Raw genomic sequence first — 19,231 nt, 5'->3', positions numbered from 1 at the left:
TTCACTGCGTAATACCAGGAGTCCACACATGGCCAAGCCGCCTGTGCGCAAGCCCAAGAAGAAGGTCTGCGCGTTCTGCAAGGACAAGAACGCCAACCTCATCGACTACAAGGACACCACCCTGCTCCGGAAGTACATCTCGGACCGGGGCAAGATCCGCGCCCGCCGGGTCACCGGCAACTGCTCCCAGCACCAGCGCGACGTCGCGGTCGCCGTCAAGAACGCCCGCGAGATGGCGCTGCTGCCCTACACCTCGACCGCTCGCTGAGAAAGGGGACGGCATCGTGAAGCTCATCCTCACCGCTGACGTGACCGGCCTCGGCGGCCCCGGCGACATCGTCGAGGTCAAGGACGGCTACGGCCGCAACTACCTGCTGCCCCGCGGCCTGGCGATCGTCGCCACCAAGGGCGCGGCCAAGCAGGTCGAGGTCATCCGCCGTGCGCAGGACACCCGCCGGGTCCGCGACCTGGACCACGCCAAGGAGATCAAGGCCTCGCTCGAGGGCCTGGGCTCCGTGACGTTGAAGGCCAAGGCCGCGGCCGGCTCGAAGAAGCTGTTCGGCTCCGTCACCTCGTCCGACGTCGTGTCGGCCGTGCGTGCGGCCGGCGGCCCCACGCTGGACAAGCGGGCCGTCGAGATCGCCGGCCACATCAAGACCCTCGGCAAGCACTCGGTGAACGTCCGGCTCCACCCGGAGGTCACCGTCTCGCTGTCCGTCGAGGTCGCGAACGCGGGCTGATCCACCGGGAGCGCCGTTCGACCAGGTGTTCTGGTCGGGCGGCGCTTTCGCACGTCCGGCTGTGGACAACCCTTGTGACACGTTGCGCGCGACACGCCGTACCGGCGGTTACACGCGACACGCCGACGTTGTGACGCACGACTTTTCCACATATTCATCCACAGGGACTGACCTGCACGAACTTTTGTACGGGGCCGAGTTGTACCCAAGTTGTCCACAGCTTTCCCCAGGCCTGTGGTCAGCTCGGCGCGGCCATCCCCAAGCTGTCCACCGGGTTGTCCACAGGCTCGTTTGCCTACGCCATCCAGGTGGCTCTAGCGTCGCTGGATCGCGGGCGTGGCGTGACGGGAATTGTCGGACCCACGAGGTACAACAACCGCACGGCAGCAGATTGGGGTGAGCTCACGGTGGCGCTGGTGGACGACCGGGGCATGGCCGAGCCCGGCTTCGAACGGCAGCCGCCGCAGGACCTCGCCGCCGAGCAGTCCGTGCTCGGCGGGATGCTGCTGAGCAAGGACGCCATCGCGGACGTGGTCGAGGTCCTCGCGCCCAACGACTTCTACCGCCCCGCGCACCAGGCCGTGTACGACTGCATCCTCGACCTCTACGGCCGCGGCGAGCCCGCCGACCCGATCACGGTGTCCGCGGAGCTCGAACGCCGGGGCGAGCTGCTGCGCGTCGGCGGTGCGCCGTACCTGCACACCCTGATCGCCACCGTCCCGACCGCCGCCAACGCCTCCTACTACGCCGAGATCGTGGCCGAGAAGGCCGTGCTGCGGCGGCTGGTGGAGGCGGGCACGCGGATCGTGCAGCTGGGGTACAACGGCGCCGAGGGCGCCGACGTGGACGAGGTCGTCGACCGGGCGCAGGCGGCGATCTACGAGGTCACCGAGCGCCGCACGACCGAGGACTACGTGGTGCTGGAGGAGCTGCTCCAGCCGACCATGGACGAGATCGACGCCATCGCCTCGCGCGGCGGCTCGTCCCTGGGCATCCCCACGGGCTTCGCGGACCTGGACGAGCTGACCAACGGCCTGCACCCGGGTCAGATGATCATCGTCGCCGCGCGCCCCGGCGTCGGCAAGTCGACCCTGGGACTGGATTTTGCCCGGTCGTGCTCGGTGAAGCACGGGTTGACCAGCGCGATCTTCTCGCTGGAGATGTCGCGCACGGAGATCGTCATGCGCATGCTGTCGGCGGAGGCGCGGATCCGCCTCGGGGACATGCGCGGTGGGCGGATGAGTGACGACGACTGGACCAGGCTCGCCCGGCGGATGAGCGAGATCAGCGAGGCGCCTCTGTTCGTGGACGACTCGCCGAACCTGACGATGATGGAGATCCGGGCCAAGGCGAGGCGGTTGAAGCAGCGCCACGACCTGCGGCTGGTGGTCGTCGACTACCTCCAGCTGATGTCGTCGGGCAAGCGCACCGAGTCCCGCCAGCAGGAGGTCTCGGAGTTCTCCCGGAACCTGAAGCTGATCGCCAAGGAGCTCGAGGTGCCGGTGATCGCGATCAGCCAGCTCAACCGAGGTCCGGAGCAGCGGACCGACAAGCGGCCGCAGCTGTCCGACCTGCGCGAGTCCGGCTCGCTGGAGCAGGACGCCGACATGGTGATCCTGATCAACCGCCCGGACGCGTGGGAGCGGGACGACCCGCGCGCGGGTGAGGCGGACCTGATCATCGCCAAGCACCGCGCTGGCCCGACGGCCACGATCACGGTGGCCCACCAGCTGCACTACAGCCGCTTCGCGGACCTCGCCCAGGGCTGATCGGCACGGTTCGCAGGATCTCGAAGCCCGCTGCACTTCCTCATCCGGAACTGCATTCGAACTGCCGCGCTCGTGCCGATCCGGTGGGCGAATTTCGTTGGCGCGACCGAGCACACTGAGAGTCATGCACGGACATCCGGATCCGGACGCCGCCACCGGGGACGCGCTGGTCGCCCGGCTGGTCGGCCTCGAACCGATCGGGCCGGATCGCTGGCCGGAGGCGCGCATCGAGGCGCACCAAGCCCTCCGCCTGCACACGCGCGCGGTGGTGTCAGACCCGGACGGGCCGGCCTGGCTGAGCACCCTGGCGGCCCACCCGAACAGCATGGTCCGCGCCATCGCGGTCGAGGCCCTCGGTTCCGGCCGCGATCCCGCTCATCAGCCCATCCTCGTGCGGGCCTTGTCCGACCCCGCCGCCAACGTCGTGCAGGCCGCCCTGGAAGGCCTCACCGCGCAGTCCTCGGACGAGGTGTTCGACCTGCTGGTCACGCTGCTGAACGAGACGGACCGCGATCGGGCCTGGCTCGATCGCTCCGCCGCCCAGCGCATCGCGGAGACCAGTGATCCGCGACGGCTGGACGTCCTGGCCGACGCACTGGGGCAGGCACAGCACGGCGCCGCGCACGAGATCACCCGCGCGCTGAGCCGGGCCGGCGACCCGCGGGTCGCGCCGGTGCTGATCGAGCACCTCCGCCATCGCCGCCCGGGCCGGTTCGCGGCCGCGGAAGTGCTCGGCAACCTGCGCGCCGCCGAGGCGACCGGCCCGCTCATCGACGTCCTGCGCGAGTCCGACGGCCCGCGGTCGCTGCCCGTGGTGGAAGCGCTGGGCAAGCTCGGCGCGCTGGAGGCCGCGCCGGCGATCGTGCCGCTGCTCGACCACGGCTCGGCCGACGTCCGTGAGGGCGCCCTGCTCGCGCTGAACCGGATCGGCGGGCCGTTGGTGACTCCCGCCGCCCTCAAGGCCGCCGACGACGTCCACCCCTCCGTCCGCGCACGGGCCTTCCGCGTGCTGGCCAAGCACGGCGATCACCGCGCTCTCGGCCGACTGGCCGCCGCCTGCGACGGTCGGCACGTCCACACCGCCCTCACCGGCCTGGTCCGCCTGGCCGACGACTCGCTCGCGCCCACCTTGGTGCAGGTGCTGCTGACCACCGGAGAGCGGCGTGTCCGCAAGCTCGCCGGACGGATCCTCGCCCGCGTCGGCGGGCGGCACCACCTGCCGGGCCACGACCCCGATCCGCTCGTCCGGCGCGTCATCGTCTGGATCATCGGCCAACGAGCCGACCCGGCCTACCTGTGGACGCTGACGAACGCGCTCCGGGACGAGGACGAGCTGGTCCGGTCCCGCGCCGCCGCGGCGCTGGGGCGGATCACCCACGAGAAGACGCTCCCGCTGCTGACCGGGGCACTGCGCGACCCCGTGCCACGCGTCCGGGCCAACGCCGCGACCGCTCTGGGCCGCATCGCCCCGGACGACCTGCGTTCCCTCCTCGCGGACGCCCTGGTCGACCCGCACCGGGCGGTCCGGTCCGCTGCGGCGGCGGCACTGCGAGCGGCTGACCGCTGACCGACCTCCGTGGACGACCGGCTCGTCGTACCCGGGCGGCCCGGGCGAGCAGGACGGTCCGGGCACGCCCGCGTGGAATGGGGGTAGCACCAGTAGTTACCCACCGGTTCGCCGTAGTGCGCGGTCGGTGCGGCGTCGGGAGGGTGAGGGGGTTGGACGATCACCCCCCTGCGGCGTGAAGTGAGGCAGCTCATGTCCCACCCGGCACGGCAGTCCGAGGCCCACCCGTCAGCGTCGTCGTCCCCCGCTCCGCGGGCCGCGTCGGGGACGATCGCACCGCCGGCACCGGTGCGGCGCGCGTTCGTGCTGTGGGTGACGGCGGTGGCGGCCGGTGTGTTCGAGACCGTGGTGGCCGTCAGCCAGATGATCGCGGACGGTTCGGGGTCGGCGGCCGAGCTGACCGTGGGCATCTCGATCCGGGTGGTGGTCTTCACCGCCGCGGTGCTGGTCGCGGCGCGGATGCGGGCGGGGCGGCAGTGGGCGCGCGTCGCGCTGGTGCTCGGACTCGGCGTCCTCGGCGTGGCGTCGATGGTGGTCGAGCCGTTGGTGGAGCTCCTCCGGGGTGAGCGGGCCCTGTCGGACCTGCTGGACGCCGGGGTGGTGGACCTCGCGTTCTTCGCGAGCCGGGTGGTGCACGTGACGGCGGTGTACGCGGCCGTGGTGCTCATGTTCCGGCCGGCCGCCAACGCCTACTTCCGGGCCGTCCGCGAGGCCCGCGCGGTCGGTGTCTGAGCCGTGTCAGGGCGGTGTCAGGCCCGTCGGTGAGCGTGGCGGCAGCATCCGCCACGAAAGGACATCCGATGAGTCGAACGGTGCCCATCCCGCACGGTCTGCCGGTGGAGCGCGACGCCGGTCCCTTCGACCCGCCGCGCGGGATCACCCGGCTCCGCGACGCCCACCCGGTCAGCCCGATGGTGTTCCCGGACGGTCACGAGGGCTGGCTGGTCACCGGGTACGACGCGGTCCGGCAGGTCATGGCCGACACCCGGTTCAGCTCCCGCCAGGACCTCGGTGTCATCCACGTGACGCACGAGACGCCCGGCATGCCCGCCGCGACCGAACCGTCCCCGCAGGTGCCGGGCCTGTTCATCGCCATGGACCCGCCGGACCACACGCGGTTGCGGCGCAAGCTGACCGGCGCCTTCACCGTCAAGCGCATGAAGGCGCTGGAGGAGGGGATCGTCGAGGTCGTCGAGCGCCGGCTGGACCGGATGGCCCGGATGACGCCGCCGGTGGACCTGGTCGGGGAGTTCGCGCTGCCGGTGCCGTCGCTGGTGATCTGCGAGCTGCTCGGCGTGCCCTACGCGGACCGGGAGACCTTCCAGGTCAACTCGTCCAAGTTCCTGGAGAGGGACGTCGCGCTCGACGAGAAGATGGCCGCGTACGGCGCGATGACCTCGTACCTGGGCGAGCTGGTCACGCGCAAGCGCGCCGACCCGGGCGAGGACGTCCTGTCGGACCTGGCCCGCGACGACGACCTCTCCGTCGAGGAGCTGACGGGCATCGCGTTCCTGCTGCTGCTCGCGGGGCACGAGACGACCGCGAACATGCTGGCGCTGGGCACGTTCGCGCTGCTGGAGCACCCCGAGCAGATGGCCGTGCTGCGCGCCGACCCGGACCTGCTGCCCGATGCCGTCGAGGAGCTCATGCGCTACCTGTCGGTGGTCGACGTCCTGTACCGCTACGCCGCGGAGGACGTCGAGCTCGGCGGTGAGACGATCCGCGCGGGGTCGACCGTGGTCGTGTCGCTGCTGGCCGCCAACCACGACCCGCTGCGCTTCGACGACCCGGACGCGTTGGACCTCCACCGCAAGGCCCGCGGTCACCTGTCGTTCGGCCACGGCGTCCACCAGTGCCTCGGTCAGCAGCTGGCCCGGATCGAGATGCGCGCCGGTTTCGGCGGGCTGCTGCGCCGCTTCCCGACCCTGGAGCTCGCCGTGCCCGCCGACGAGGTGAGGCTCAGGACCGACATGAACATCTACGGCGTCCACGGCCTGCCGGTCACCTGGGCGGACACGGCGCCGTGACGCGGCCGGCCGCCCGGCGCCGTGTCAGTGCCCGTGTCAGGGCGGGAACAGGTCGGTGTCAGGCCGGCCGGTGACAGTGGCGGCATGACGAGTTCCGCGATCGTGGCCTCCGGGCTGCGGAAGACCTACGGGGGCAGGACCGTGCTCGCCGGCATCGACCTGGATGTCCGCGCCGGCACGGTCTTCTCCCTGCTCGGCCCGAACGGGGCGGGCAAGACGACGACGGTGAACGTGCTCACCACGTTGGTGAGCGCCGATGCCGGGGTGGTGCGCGTCGCCGGGCACGACGTCGCGAACGAGGCCAAGGCGGTGCGCGCGGCGATCGGCGTCACGGGCCAGTTCGCCGCCGTGGACGAGCTGTTGACGGGGCAGGAGAACCTCCGGCTCATGGTCGACCTGAGCCGGCGCCCCGCCCGGGACGGCGGACGGGTGGTCGCGGACCTGCTGGAGCGGTTCGAGCTGGCCGAGGCGGCGCACCAGCGGGTGTCGACCTACTCGGGGGGCATGCGCCGCAAGCTCGACCTGGCGATGACGCTCGTCGGGAACCCGCGGATCATCTTCCTGGACGAGCCGACGACGGGCCTGGACCCGCGCAGCCGGCGCACGATGTGGTCGATCATCCGCGACCTGGTGGCCGACGGCGTGACCGTCTTCCTCACCACCCAGTACCTCGAAGAGGCCGACCAGCTCGCCCACCGCGTCGCGGTGCTCGACCAGGGCCGCCTGGTCGCCCAGGGCACGCCCGACGAGCTCAAGCGCCAGGTGCCCGGGACGCACGTCCGGCTCCGGTTCGCCACCGGCGCCGAGCTCGACGCGGCCGCGCGGGTCCTCACCGGCTCCACCCGCGACGACGAGGCGCTGGCGCTGCGGGTGCCCGGCGACGGCGGCACGAAGTCGTTGCGGGCCCTGCTGGACCGGCTCGACCAGCACTCGATCAGCGCCGAGGAGTTCTCCGTCCACACGCCGGACCTCGACGACGTCTTCCTCGCCCTCACGGGCCGCACCGCGGAGGTGGTCGCGAAATGAGCACCAGGTCCCACTCGGCGGTCATGCTGCGCCGCAACTTCAAGCACGTCGCCAGGAACCCCACCTCGGTGTTCAACGCGGTCCTGATGCCGATCGTGATGATGGTGATGTTCGTGTACATGCTCGGGGACGCGTTCAGCGTCGGCGTGGACTACGTCGACTACGCGACGCCGGGCCTGATGCTGATGGCCGTCTGCTACGGGCTGGGCGCGGTCGCGACGGCGGTGAACTCCGACCTGACCAAGGGGATCATCAACCGGTTCAAGGTCATGGACGTCTCGCGGGGCGCGGTGCTGACCGGTCACGTCGTCGCCAGCGTGCTGACCAACCTGATCGCCATCGCGGCCCTCGTCGCCGTGGCGTTCCTGCTGGGCTTCAGCCCGTCGGCGGGCTTGTTCGACTGGCTCGGCGTGGTCGGGCTGGTCGTGCTGCTCGGCCTCGCGGCCGGCTGGTTCACCGTCGCCCTGGGCCTGGCGGCGAAGTCACCGGAGACGGCCGGCCTGGCCTCCGTGCCGCTGGTCATGCTGCCGTTCTTCAGCAGCGCGATCGTGCCGGCGGAGAAGATGGGCCCCGGTCTGCGGGAGTTCGCGGAGTACCAGCCGTTCACGCCCGTCATCGAGACCCTGCGCGGGTTGCTCGCGGGTGCGCCGTCGGCCGGTGACGCGATCGCCGCGGTCGCGTGGTGCGTCGGGATCGCGCTGGTCGGTTACCTGTGGGCGCGGGCGAAGTTCAGCAAGCGAGCGTGACCGCGACCAGCTCGCGCCAGTCGGCCCGCGCGCCTTCCAGCGCCACCTCGGTGAACCGCGCGTCACCGAGGTGGAGCCGGGCGGCCTGCTCGATCCGGGCCAGGTCCGGCGCGGAGCGGTCCGGCAGGCCGAGCACGGCGGCGCTCGCGCCGAGCAGCCGTGCGGCCTGCTCGGGCAGTACGCGGCGCAGGGCCAGGTCCGCGATGCCGATGAGCACGTGCCCGACCGCGGAGGCGTGGCCGGCCTCGGAGGCGGCGTGGAAGGCCGCGACGCGGTGCTCCCGGGCTTCGTCGAGCCCTTCGGCCAGGTAGCCGAGGAGGTCGTGCGCCATCGCGCGCATGCTCGGGTGCTCGGCGTCGGCGCCCAGCGCGGTCAGGGCGACGTCCAGCTGCCGGCGGGCCTGCTCGGCGTCGCCGCCCCAGCGGGCCAGCTCCGCCTTCGCCAGGGCCAGGTCGGCCAGCGCCTCCGGCCAGGCGACGCGTTCCGCGTGCCGCTGGGCCTCCGCCAGGGCGGCGGCGCTCGACTCCTCGTTCCCCGACAGCCGGTACAGCAGGGCCTGTCGCGAGCGCATCCGCACCACGTCCTCGGTGGCGCCGATCTCGGTGACGACCGCGATGGCGTTCTCCAGGTGCTCGCACGCGGCGGCGAACTCACCGCGCATGGCGATCCGGTCCGCCAGCTCGGTCAGCGCGAACGACAGGCCCCACCGCTCGCCCAGCGCGCGGAACTCGGTGACCGCCAGTTCGAGGTGGGCGTCGGCGTCCCGGCCGCCGTGGCCGAGCACGACCCGCATCTTGCCGAGTTGCAGGCGGGCGATGGCGCGCACCCACGGGTCGTCGTCGGAGAGCAGCGGTTCGAACGCCGACCGGTACGCGCCCGGGGCGTGCACCAGGCGTTCCAGCGCGGCGACGAGACCCACCGCCGGGTGCGGGGCCGACAGGCTCCGACCCAGCTCGTACGCGCGGTGGATCCAGTCCTGCGCCTGGAACTGGTCACGTGCCCGCCCGGCGGTCAGGAAGCCCACGGCGAACGCGTACGCCGTGACCCGGATCCCGTCGGGGACCTCACCGGGCACGGCGGCCGCCGCCATGACCATCTCGTTGCCCTCGACCTTGTGCCCGGCGAGCCACCAGTACCAGCCGGCGGCCGCCACGAGCCGCATCGCTCCGTGCGCGTCGCCGGCCGCGAGGGCACCGCGCATCGCGGCGCCGATGTTGTCGTGCTCGACCTCCAGCGCGGCGAGCCACTCCAGCTGCTCGGCGCGGCGGAGGTGCGGCTCCGCGGTCTCCGCGAACTCGGTGAAGTACGCCAGGTGCGCGCGGCGGGCCGCCTCCGACTCACCGGCTTCCGCGAGCCGGTCCCCGGCGTACTCCTTGATCGTGCCCAGCATCCGGTAGCGCGGAGCCCCGTCGCCCTCGGTGCGCACCAGCGACTTCTCGGTCAGCGCGGTCAGCAGTTCGAGCACCTGATCCGCGTCGACGGCATCGCCCGCGCAGACCCGTTCGGCCGCCTCCAGGCTCGCGCCCCCGGAGAACACCGAGAGCCGGCGCAGGACGACCCGTTCGGCGTCGTTGAGCAGCTCCCAGCTCCAGTCGATCACCGCGCGCAGGGTCCGGTGCCGGGGCAGCGCGGTGCGGCTGCCGCCGGTCAGCAGGCGGAACCGGTCGTCGAGCCGGTGGGCGAGCTGGTCGAGGGACATGGTGCGCAGCCTGGCCGCGGCGAGCTCGATGGCCAGGGGCATGCCGTCCAAGGCCTGGCAGACGCGGGCCAAGGTCGACGACGTGCGGGCGTCGGTCGCGAGGTCCTTGCGCACCGCGCCGGCCCGGTCCCGCAGCAGCCGGACGGCCGGCGAGGACTCGACGTCGGCGGGATCGGCGTCCTGCGCGGGCAGGGCCAACGGCTCCACCAGCCACAACGCCTCGCCCGTGATGCCGAGGGGTTCCCTGCTCGTGGCGAGGACCCGCAGCCGCCGGCACTCCCCGAGCAGGCGGTGGGCGAACTTCGCCGCGGACTCGATGACGTGCTCGCAGTTGTCCAGGACCAGCAGCGCCTCCCGCTCGCGGAGCGCGGCGATCACCCGGTCCGCCGGCTCGGCGTCCGTCGACCCGCCGAGCAGCGGGTCACGCAGGCCGAGCACGGCGAGCGTCGGCTGGGCCACGTCACCGCCCGCGCCGGTGGCGGCCAGCTCCACCAGCCAGGCCCCGTCCGGCAGGGCGTCGAGCAGCGTGCGCACGGTCTCGGCGGCCAGCCTGGTCTTCCCCGAACCGCCCGGCCCGACCAGCGTGGTGAGCCGGTGCCCGGTGACGAGGTCGCGGACCGCGGCGACGTCGGCGTCCTTGCCGACGAAGCTGGTCAGCTCGGCGCGCAGGTTGGTCTTCCGGCTCTCCTCGCGCCGGCCCAGCTCACCGCGCAGCAGCGCGACGTGCAGTGCGGACAGCTCCGGCGAGGGGTCGACGCCCAGCGCCTCGGCGAGGGCTTCCCGGGCGCGCTGGTAGACCACCAGCGCCTCGGTGCTGCGCCCGGCCGCGCCGAGGGCGCGCATCAGCGCGGCGACGAACCGCTCCCGCACCGGGTGCGCGGCGACCAGCGCGGTCAGCTCGGGGACCAGCTCCGGGCCGCGGCCGAGGCGGAGCTCCGCCTCGAACCGGTCCTCCAGCGCGCTCAGGCGCAGCCCTTCGAGCCGGGTGACCGCCGCGTCGAACGCCCCGCTGTCCGACAGGCCGACGTCCTGCATCGCCGCGCCGCGCCACAGGCCGAGTGCCTCGCGCAGCACCCGCGCCCGCCGCGGTCCGTCGTCACCGCGGGCCTGGCCGAGGAGGCGCTCGAACCGCACGGCGTCGACGGCGTCGGGCTCCACCGCCAACCGGTAGCCGCCCGCCTGCCCGTCGACCACCCCGTCCGGCAGCACCCGGCGCAGCCGGGAGGCCAGGCGTTGCAGGGCGTTCGCGGCGTCGGACGGCGGGTCCTCGCCCCAGATCCAGTCGACCAGCGTCGCCTTGGGCACCACGCGGCCGGGTTCCAGCGCGAGGGCGGTCAGCAGCGCGCGCAACCGGGCGCCCGGCACGGCCGCCGAGGCGCCGTCGTCCGTGCGGACCTCGAACGGCCCGAGCAACCCGATCTGCACCCGGCCGATTCTGCCCTGGTGGGGCGGGGAGCCGACGGTCACCAGGCGTACGCCTCGGGGGCCGGCTGCGCGCCGCGGGGGCCGGGTGGCGGGAACAGCTCGTCCAGCCTGGCCAGGGTGTCCCGGTCGAGCGTGATGGACAGCGCGCGCAGCGAGCCGTCGAGCTGCGCGACCGTCCGCGGTCCGATGACCGGTCCCGTCACGCCGTCCTGCGCGAGCAGCCAGGCCAGACCCACGTGGGCCGGGTCCTCCCCGAGGTCGGCGCACAGCTGCTCGTAGGCGGCGACGGCGTCGCGGTGCCCGGCCAGCGCGCCGGCACCGTGGCCGGTCGTGCCGCGGGAAGCGCCGCCCTCGCGCTGCTTGCGCAGGACGCCACCGAGCGCCCCGCCCTGCAACGGGGACCACGGGATCACGCCCAGTCCGTACCGCCGCGCGGCCGGCAGCACGTCCAGCTCGACCCACCGGTTCATCAGGTTGTAGATCGACTGCTCGCTGACCAGGCCGAGGTGGTGCCGCGACCGGGCGGCCTCCTGCGCCTGCGCGATGTGCCACCCGGCGAAGTTCGACGAGCCGAAGTAGAGCACCTTCCCCTGCTGGCGCAGGACGTGGAACGCCTCCCAGACCTCCTCCCACGGCGTGCTCCGGTCGACGTGGTGCATCTGGTAGAGGTCCAGGTGGTCGGTCCGCAGCCGGGTCAGCGACGCTTCGCAGGCCCGCCGGACGTGCAGCGCGGACAACCGGTTCTCGTTGGGCCGGTCGCCCATCGGCAGGTACACCTTGGTCGCGAGCACGGTCCTGTCCCGCCGACCGCCGCCGGTGTCGAACCACCGGCCGATGAGCTGCTCGGTGGTGCCCGGCCCGTCGCCGGCCCGCCCACCCGGACCGGTGCTGCGGCCGTAGACGTCGGCCGTGTCGAAGAAGTCGATGCCGTGCTCGTGCGCGCGGTCCATGATCGCCCGGCTGTCCTGCTCGGACGTCTCCGGCCCGAAGTTCATGGTGCCGAGCACCAGCCGGACACCGACAGACCGCTGCGACCGAGCCGGGTGTGCTCCACGTCGTCCTCCTCGCCCGAAGACCTCCTCCCGCCACTGAACCGCGCGCGGACCCCGTCCCGCGGCCGAATCGGGAAATCGCGGACCACCGCACCGGCCCGGGTGCGGGTCGCGGCCACCTGGTCGTCCCGTTGCAAATCATTCCCGCACCGCTGTAGTGCGCATACGATCGGAAGATGCCACCCGACGCGGCGCGGCGCAGCGACCGTTCGAGGCGGGCGATCCTCCTGGCCGCGTTGGAGTTGGTCGAGGCGCTCGGCTACTCCGGGTTGACCATCGAGGCGGTGGCGGCCCGCGCCGGGGTGGGCAAGCAGACGATCTACCGGTGGTGGCCGTCGAAGGGCCCGTTGCTGTTCGACGCCTTCCTGGAGTTCGGCCCCGCCCAGTCGGACGCGCTGCCCAGCGGCGTGCTGGCGGTGGACCTCAAGCGGGAGCTGCGGGCCGCGGTCGAGGAACTGGCCGAGCGGCGGTTCGACCAGGTGTGCCGGGTGCTCGTGCACGAGGCCCGCACGGACCTGGTGACGTTGCTGCTGATGCCGCGCCGCGTGGCGTTGGAGGAGCGGCTGCACTCCGCCCGGCGGCTGGGTCAGGTGCGGGCCGACGTCGACGTGCCCGCGGCGGTGGAGCTGTTGCTGGGGCCGGTGTACCAGCGGTGGTTCCTGCGGACCGCCCCGCTGACGGGCGAGCACGCCGACGCGGTCGTGGACCTCGTGCTCCGCGCGCTGACCGGGTGAGCATGATCGGTATCGTTCGTCGATCATGGGCTACGCCGTGGTCGACGTGGAGACGACCGGGTTCGCCGCGCGCGGTTCCGACCGGATCGTCGAGGTGGCCGTCGTGGGGCTGGACGACGCCGGCCGGGTGACCGACGAGTGGTGCACCCTGCTCAACCCCGGGCGCGACCTCGGCCCGCAGCACGTGCACCGGATCAGCGCGGCCGACGTGTGGCACGCGCCGACGTTCGCGCAGGCCGCCGGCACCGTGGCGGCCCGCCTGGCCGAACGGGTCGTCGTCGCGCACAACCTGTCGTTCGACGCCCGGTTCCTCACCGCCGAGTTCGCCCGCGCCGGCGTGGACCTGCCGGTGACCGGGCTGTGCACGATGCGGCTGGCCGACCGGTACCTGCCGGACCGGGCCGGGCGGTCGTTGCGGGCGTGCTGCGACGCGGCGGGCGTGGTGCTCGAATCGGCGCACTCCGCGTTGCACGACGCCCGCGCCACGGCCCGGTTGTTCGCCCACTACCTCGCCTCCGGCGTGCCCGAGGCCGAGCCCGTGCCGCCGATCCGGTCGGGCGCCGAGGTGGTCGAGGTGCGCCGCGGCACGGCCGCAGCGGCGCCGCGGCGACCGGAACCGGTGACCCTGGCGCACGGCGACCGCGTGGTGTTCACCGGTCAGATGGACGCGCCCCGCGACGTGTGGGTCGACCGGGCCGCGTCGGCCGGGCTGGTCAGCCAGGGGTACGTGACCAAGGCGACCCGGGTCGTCGTCGCCGCCGACCCGTTCACGCTGTCCGGCAAGGCCCGGCGGGCGCGGGCCTACCGGGTGCCGATCGTGTCCGAAGAGGACTTCGCCGGGATGCTGGACAGGCTGGGCGTTACACCGCCGGCCAAAGATCACCGGACCGGGTGGCGTCGGGCCTATTGAAAAGCCCGCAACCCGCGGGGAGGCTCTTCACGGACAGGCCATGCCTCAGCGGAAGGCACGAGTCCTATGAGTACCGTGCAGACCACGGCTTCACGTGCGGTGTGGGACGAGTTCGTCTCGGAGCTGCCGGTCGGGGTAGTGCTCCAGGACGAGCGCGGCGTCGTGCTCGCCGCGAACCCGATGGCGTCGTCGCTGCTCGGTGACGCCCGCGCCCTCGACGACTCCGGGGCGCCGCTGCCCAGCGGCGCCGACCTGGCCGAGCAGGTGCTGCGCACCGGATCACCGCTGACCATCCCGCTGGTCCTGCCGCACGCGAAGGTCTGGGCCGAGTACCACCCCGTCGTGGTGCGCGGCCAGGTCCTGGTGCTGCTGCGCCCCGTCCAGTCCGACGTGCCGCACAGCGCGGGACTGCTCGACGCGCTGACGGGGCTGCCCGGTCGGGCGCTGCTGCTCGACCGGCTCGACCAGGCGTTGATCCGGGCCCGCACCCAGGGCACCCTGGCGTCCCTCGTGCTGGCGGACGTGCACCGGATGGCGGCGGTCAACGCGGCCCACGGCTTCAAGCGCGGCGACGAGCTGCTGACCGTGCTGGCGAAGCGGCTGCGGCAGGGGCTGCGGGCGGACTACACGGTGGCGCGGTACGGCGGCGACTCGTTCGCCGTGGTCGCGGAACACCCCAACGGCAGCGGCGAGGCGGTCGCGGCGCGGGTGCGCGAGCTGGCCGGGAGGGCCGTGCGGCTCGGCGGCGACCGCGTGCGCACCGCCGTGCGCGTGTGCTGGGTGACCAGCGACGGCGAAGCGACGCTGCACTCGATGGTCGCCCACGTGGAGGAACGCCTGCGCCGGTGACCCCGGACGGCACCGCCGAGGAACCCGGCCCTCCGGGGACTCCGGCAACTCCGGGAACGAGGCCGGGCCCCGGCACGGTGAGTGCCGGGGCCCCGTGGCGGGGGGTGTGGATCGGTGGATCAGATGCGCGGCATCACGGCGGTGTCCTCGAGCGCGGGGAACATGCCGCGAGCGTCCATGTCGGCCAGGGCGGGAGCCTCGGTGCCGGCGAACTCCGCCGGGCCGACGCCACCCTGCAGCGGGTTGACGTTCATCCCGCTCAGCGACAGCGGCGGCACGATCGGGGACTCGCTGCGCGGCTGCGCCACACCGGGGACCGGCAGGACGAACGGCAGCCCGGCCGGGGCGGCCACGGGCAGCGTGGACAGGCTGCGGCCGGTGGCCGCGGTGCCCGGCACGCCGCTGAGCGGCAGGCCGTCCACGGCGGGGATGACCTGCGTGGCCTCGAGGTCGCCGGCCAGCGGCAGGGTGCCGCCGAACGAGCGCTCACCGGCACCGGCGGGCCGCAGCGCGCGGGTCAGCGCCGACACGGCGGTCACCGCGCGGTTGACGTGGTGCGTGGCACCGTCGATCTCCGGCAGGCCGTGGCGGGCCTGCTTGGCGTGCCGCAGGTCGTCGAACCCACCGACGCGCGGCAGCTGCTTGGTGACGTACGGCACGGCGGTCACGTCGGGCACGATCATCGGCAGCAGCTGGGTCGGCAGCTCCGACGGCAGCTCGGCGGGCATCCCGTCCTTGGCGACCGAGGTGAACGGCGCGTCGGACGCCGGCAGCTCCGGCTTCGGCAAGGCGGGCAGGGCCACGTCGGACGCGTCGGGCAGCTGGGGCATCGGCGCGTTGGCCAGCACGGCGCGAGCCGCCGGGCCCACCTGGTTGACGCCCTGGAAGATGGGCAGCGTGCGCAGCTCCGCCAGACCCGGGGTGCTCAGCGGCACCCGGTAGGTCGACAGCCGGCGCACGACGTCCATGTTCGGCAGCTCGGTGACCCGCAGCAGGCTGTCGATCGCGGTCGGCAGCTGGATGCCGTCGACCCGCGTGTCGTCGGCCTTCTCCTCGCCGGTCCGCACGTCGTTGCGGTCCTGCGCGTTCGTGGTGGCCGTGCCGAGCACGTCGACCGGGATGCCGAACACGCGGGCGAACGCCTCGGTGGGCACCTCGACGTCGTGCGCGGAGACCGGGCCGCGACCGGAGGTGGTGGTCACGCCACCGGACTGGCTGTCCGACCGGCTGGCGGTCGCGGCGTCCGCGAGACCGCCGACGGTCGCGGCGTCACCGTGCACCGACGGCGTGAGGCCCGCCGGCGCGGTGAGCAGGTTGCCCGACCACGAGGCGTCCTCGGCCGACGTCAGGTGCCGACCACCGGCGATCAGGCCGGTGTCGTTGTCCGTGGTGGACTGGCCGTTGCCCGCCGCGGTGACGGCGTCGCCGAACACCTGGAGCGGGACCGACGGCTGGGCGCCGATGCCGTTGCCGGAGAACGACGCGTCGTCGCCGGAGGTCTGCACGTCGCCGCCGGAGTACGAGCCGAACTCGTTGCGGCTCTCCGACTCGACGTTGCTGCCCGCGCCGACCGCGCTGCCGAACACCTGCGGCGAGGACGCCTCCGGCAGCGACAGCACGTTGCCCGACAGCGAACCCTCGTCGCCGGTGGTGATGGCCGTGCCACCGGACCGGGAGTCGAGCTTGCTGGTGGTGTCGGACGAGCCGTTGCCGACGCCGACCACGGAGTCGCCGAACACCTGGGCGGGGTTGGAGGTGGGCACGTGCACGATGTTGCCGGACACGGACCCGTGCTTGCCGTTGGCCCGCGGCGGGCTGCCGAGGTCGATCTCGGTGTCGCTGTCGGTCTGCGAGGTCGGGTTGGCGACCGCGCCGCCCGAGTTGCCGAACACCTGGCCGCCCAGGGCGGTCGGGGCGGACACCACGTTGCTCGACACGGTGCCGTTGTCGTCGACGCTGGTCGCGACCCGGCCGGAGCGGACGGTCTTGTCCTCGGTGGCCCGGCCGGTGGGGGTGCCGGTCGCGCCGACGCCGTTGCCGAACGCCTCGGCGGGCAGGCCCACCGGGACCTGGCCGACGTTGCCGGAGCCGACCGCGTCGTTGCCGGTCGTGCCGTTGTAGCCGCCCGAGTCGGCGGTGACGTCGTTGGTGCACTGGGCGTCCGCGATACCGCCGCCGGTCACGCCGTTGCCGCACAGGTCGGCCGCGCCGGCGGGCGGCAGGTTCGCCGAGTTCGCGGACAGCACGGACCGGTCGCCGTTGGTGAACGTGTCGCCGCCCGCGGTCGCACCGGCCGTGTTCGAGTGCGCGGCGGAGGTGTTGCCCACGCCGGACAGCGCGTTGCCCGCGCCGGACACCGGCAGCGCGATCGGGGTGTCGGCGTAGTTGCCCGACAGCACCGAGTCCTGGCCGGAGGTGACGCTGTTGCCACCGGCCTCGGCGTCGTGGTCCATCGTGTTGGCGACGCGGGCGTTGCCGCCGCCCGCCAGGGTGTTGTCGCCCGCGGAGACGGGGCCGGCCAGCGCGGGCTGCGCCACGTTGCCCGCGAGGGTGCCGTCGTTGCCGGAGGTGGCGGTCCACATCGGGACGCCGCCGCCGTCGAGGTGGGTCGTGCCGGCGTCGGAGGACGCCCGGTTCTCGGTGGCCGCGTCCGCGTTGCCCGCCGCGCCGACACCGTTGCCGGTGACCGCGACGACCGGGGCGAGCGGCACGCCGAGGACGTTGCCGCCCGCGGTGCTGCGGTCGCCGGTCGTGGTCAGCGTGCCGGTGGCCTGCGCGTCGTTGGACGACGACGCCTCGCTGTAGGCGTTGCCCCCCGCGGCGACCGCGTTGTTGGTCACCTGGGCCGGCACCGCGCCCTGCACGGCGGCGATGTTGCCCGACAGCGAGCCGTCCCGGCCCGAGGTCGTGACGTCGTCGCCCGCGATCGCGGTCTGCCGGGAGGTGGTGCGGGTCTCGGCGTTGGCCAGGGCGGCGACGGCGTTGCCGTTGACCTGGGGGGAGACCGCCGCGGCGCCGTGCGCCACGTTGCCCGCCAGCGGGCCGTACGAGCCGTCGGTCTTGATCTGGCCCGCGCTGACCGCGGACTGCGTGCAGTCGCCGTCGCTGAAGGCGTCCCCGCCGGCCGCGATCGCGTTGCCGCAGACGCTGACCGGCACGACCACGTCGGCGTCCGCGGTGTTGCCGCGGGCCATGCCGGTGGAGTCGACCCCGGACAGCCGCTCCTGCGTGGTGCGCAGCAGGGGGTTGGCGGGGGAGGCGGCGTCGCGGACGGGCAGGTCGGCGGCGCTCGGCGTGCCGATCTCCTGGTGGAGCGCCGGCAGCTCGTGCTTGCCGGCGAGGCTGCCCAGGTTGTTGTGGTCGACGTCGAGCGGAACGCGAACCTTCGCGTCGAGCGGGTTCGGCTTCGCGTCGGGGTTGACGTTCTCCTGGGCTGAAGCGATGCCCGTACCGAGCATCAGCAAACCACCCGTGACAAGTGCGGTCTTGAGACCGCGCTTGGCCCAGGTTTGCATGAGTTCTCCTTCGTTCGGTTCCCTTGCGGGAGGTGAAGGGCGGTCGGACGCGGCAACCGCGTCGAGGGCGACGACCACCCGGATCAGAGGGGGTGGGGAGCGCGGCATCTCGACCGGAGTGGGAGCGCACGCGAAGCGGCGCGACGGTCGATTACCGGGTCAGCTCGTCGATGAGCTGCCGCGGACCGCGCGCTGGGTCAGTCGGGCGTGATGCCGGGCTGCTTGCCCGGCGTCACGGTGTTCCGCTCGGTGGCGGGGAACAGAGCCCGGGCCACTGCGGGGTCGATGCGGTCGGCGTGGACGACCGTGAACGGGCCGTTGCCGCCGCCGGCGGAACCGGAGCCGTCGCCACCGCAGGAGCAGTGGGCCGGTGCGCCGAGGGGCGCGAACGGCATCGACGGCTGGCCGGACGGGTCGCCGGGCAACGAGGGCACGGCGGTGTCGGACAGCGCGGTGACCGCCTGCCGGGGCACGTCGAGCCACGTCCGGCTGAGCTTGTCGAACACCCCGTGCACCACCGGGGTGCCGGCGAGAACCGGCACGGCGGTGGTGGCCGGGGTGGCCTGGGTGACGCCTTGGCTCGCCGGGCTGCCGACGACCGCGTCGGTGGGCAGCAGCTCGGTCAGGCCGGGCTGGAAGAACGCGCCGACGCCCTGGACGGTGCCGCGGATGTCGTCCGCGACCCGGCGCAGGTTCGGCGGGCTCGGCTCGGGCACCCGGGGGGTGCTCAGCGCCGTGTCGAGCGCCTGCACGGCCTGGCCGACCGAAGTGTCGCCGACCGGGGTGGCGCGGACCGGGTCCAGCGCGGCCTCGACCGACTCCTGCGGGGAGAGCGAGCCGTGCAGCCCGCCGCCCGCGACCTCGGTGACCACGTCGTGGTCGACCGGTACCTGCGCGGAGGCCGCGGAGGTGGACAGCGCCCAGGCCGCGGCGGTGCCGGCCACCGTGCCGCCGACGACCAGCAGGGCGCGGGAGAGCAGCCGCCGAACGCGGCTCGCCCCCGTTCCCACTCGCTGGTCAACGCGCGACATCGCTGGACTCCTCCGCCGAAAGCACCGGGATTCGCCGGCGAGGTGATCGAGGTGATCAAGCCGACGACGTGAGAGTGCCAGCAGGCGAGGTCCCCTCGCACTGGTTCCAACCATGGTTCGCCGGATCGTGTGACGAACACG

General features: G+C 73.4%; 15 protein-coding genes. 11 read left to right on the top strand and 4 right to left on the bottom strand.

Translation table 11 applies throughout. The features are described from left to right. Nucleotides 1–28: 28 nt before the first annotated feature. The 8 genes from rpsR (at nt 29) to AB0G02_RS01050 (ending at nt 7,875) form a co-directional block, all read left to right on the top strand. Nucleotides 29–268, top strand: a complete 240-nt coding sequence (rpsR, locus tag AB0G02_RS01085) for a 30S ribosomal protein S18 (RefSeq protein WP_015805710.1) — start codon at nt 29–31, stop codon at nt 266–268. Between the two features lie 13 nt (nt 269–281). Further along, complete coding sequence (gene rplI / locus AB0G02_RS01080) at nt 282–740, top strand: 50S ribosomal protein L9 (protein WP_360787397.1); 459 nt, start codon at nt 282–284, stop codon at nt 738–740. Between the two features lie 431 nt (nt 741–1,171). Continuing rightward, nucleotides 1,172–2,509, top strand: a complete 1,338-nt coding sequence (gene dnaB, locus AB0G02_RS01075; RefSeq protein ID WP_179118532.1) for a replicative DNA helicase — start codon at nt 1,172–1,174, stop codon at nt 2,507–2,509. A gap of 124 nt (nt 2,510–2,633) precedes the next feature. Further along, on the top strand, nt 2,634–4,076 hold the full coding sequence (locus AB0G02_RS01070; protein WP_360787369.1) for a HEAT repeat domain-containing protein: 1,443 nt from the start codon (nt 2,634–2,636) through the stop codon (nt 4,074–4,076). Nucleotides 4,077–4,364: 288 nt separating this feature from the next. Further along, nucleotides 4,365–4,808, top strand: a complete 444-nt coding sequence (locus tag AB0G02_RS01065) for a hypothetical protein (protein ID WP_360787366.1) — start codon at nt 4,365–4,367, stop codon at nt 4,806–4,808. Nucleotides 4,809–4,876: 68 nt separating this feature from the next. Beyond that, nucleotides 4,877–6,103: a cytochrome P450 gene (locus AB0G02_RS01060; protein WP_360787363.1), complete on the top strand. Its 1,227-nt coding sequence runs from the start codon at nt 4,877–4,879 to the stop codon at nt 6,101–6,103. A gap of 84 nt (nt 6,104–6,187) precedes the next feature. Next, nucleotides 6,188–7,129, top strand: a complete 942-nt coding sequence (locus AB0G02_RS01055; RefSeq protein ID WP_360787360.1) for an ATP-binding cassette domain-containing protein — start codon at nt 6,188–6,190, stop codon at nt 7,127–7,129. After that, nucleotides 7,126–7,875, top strand: coding sequence for an ABC transporter permease (locus AB0G02_RS01050; RefSeq protein WP_360787358.1), 750 nt, complete (start codon nt 7,126–7,128; stop codon nt 7,873–7,875). Before AB0G02_RS01055 ends, AB0G02_RS01050 begins: the two co-directional genes overlap by 4 nt. Here the strand turns inward: AB0G02_RS01050 and AB0G02_RS01045 are convergent. Next, on the bottom strand, nt 7,859–10,999 hold the full coding sequence (locus tag AB0G02_RS01045) for a BTAD domain-containing putative transcriptional regulator (protein WP_360787355.1): 3,141 nt from the start codon (nt 10,997–10,999) through the stop codon (nt 7,859–7,861). The two genes, AB0G02_RS01050 and AB0G02_RS01045, sit on opposite strands and share 17 nt — an antisense overlap. A gap of 38 nt (nt 11,000–11,037) precedes the next feature. Further along, a complete protein-coding gene (locus tag AB0G02_RS01040) occupies nt 11,038–12,006 on the bottom strand; it encodes an aldo/keto reductase (protein WP_360787352.1) in 969 nt (322 codons plus the stop codon). Nucleotides 12,007–12,227: 221 nt separating this feature from the next. On the opposite strand from AB0G02_RS01040, the gene AB0G02_RS01035 reads away from it, so the two are divergent. The 3 genes from AB0G02_RS01035 to AB0G02_RS01025 all read left to right on the top strand — a co-directional run bounded on the left by AB0G02_RS01035 (nt 12,228) and on the right by AB0G02_RS01025 (nt 14,544). Next, complete coding sequence (locus AB0G02_RS01035) at nt 12,228–12,785, top strand: TetR/AcrR family transcriptional regulator (RefSeq protein WP_360787350.1); 558 nt, start codon at nt 12,228–12,230, stop codon at nt 12,783–12,785. Between the two features lie 25 nt (nt 12,786–12,810). After that, a complete protein-coding gene (locus AB0G02_RS01030; RefSeq protein WP_360787347.1) occupies nt 12,811–13,695 on the top strand; it encodes an exonuclease domain-containing protein in 885 nt (294 codons plus the stop codon). 66 nt (nt 13,696–13,761) lie between these two features. Next, nucleotides 13,762–14,544 carry a GGDEF domain-containing protein gene (locus AB0G02_RS01025; RefSeq protein WP_360787345.1) on the top strand — a complete coding sequence of 261 codons (783 nt, stop codon included), beginning with the start codon at nt 13,762–13,764 and terminating at the stop codon, nt 14,542–14,544. Between the two features lie 119 nt (nt 14,545–14,663). On the opposite strand, the gene AB0G02_RS01020 is transcribed toward AB0G02_RS01025, so the two are convergent. Together AB0G02_RS01020 and AB0G02_RS01015 are read right to left on the bottom strand one after the other, a co-directional pair. After that, nucleotides 14,664–18,059, bottom strand: a complete 3,396-nt coding sequence (locus tag AB0G02_RS01020) for a chaplin family protein (protein WP_360787342.1) — start codon at nt 18,057–18,059, stop codon at nt 14,664–14,666. Nucleotides 18,060–18,256: 197 nt separating this feature from the next. Next, a complete protein-coding gene (locus AB0G02_RS01015; RefSeq protein ID WP_360787339.1) occupies nt 18,257–19,090 on the bottom strand; it encodes a hypothetical protein in 834 nt (277 codons plus the stop codon). Nucleotides 19,091–19,231 lie beyond the last annotated feature (141 nt).

Source organism: Actinosynnema sp. NPDC023658 (assembly GCF_040639995.1).
Lineage (GTDB): Bacteria > Actinomycetota > Actinomycetes > Mycobacteriales > Pseudonocardiaceae > Actinosynnema.
This window is presented reverse-complemented; position numbering and strand designations above follow the sequence as displayed.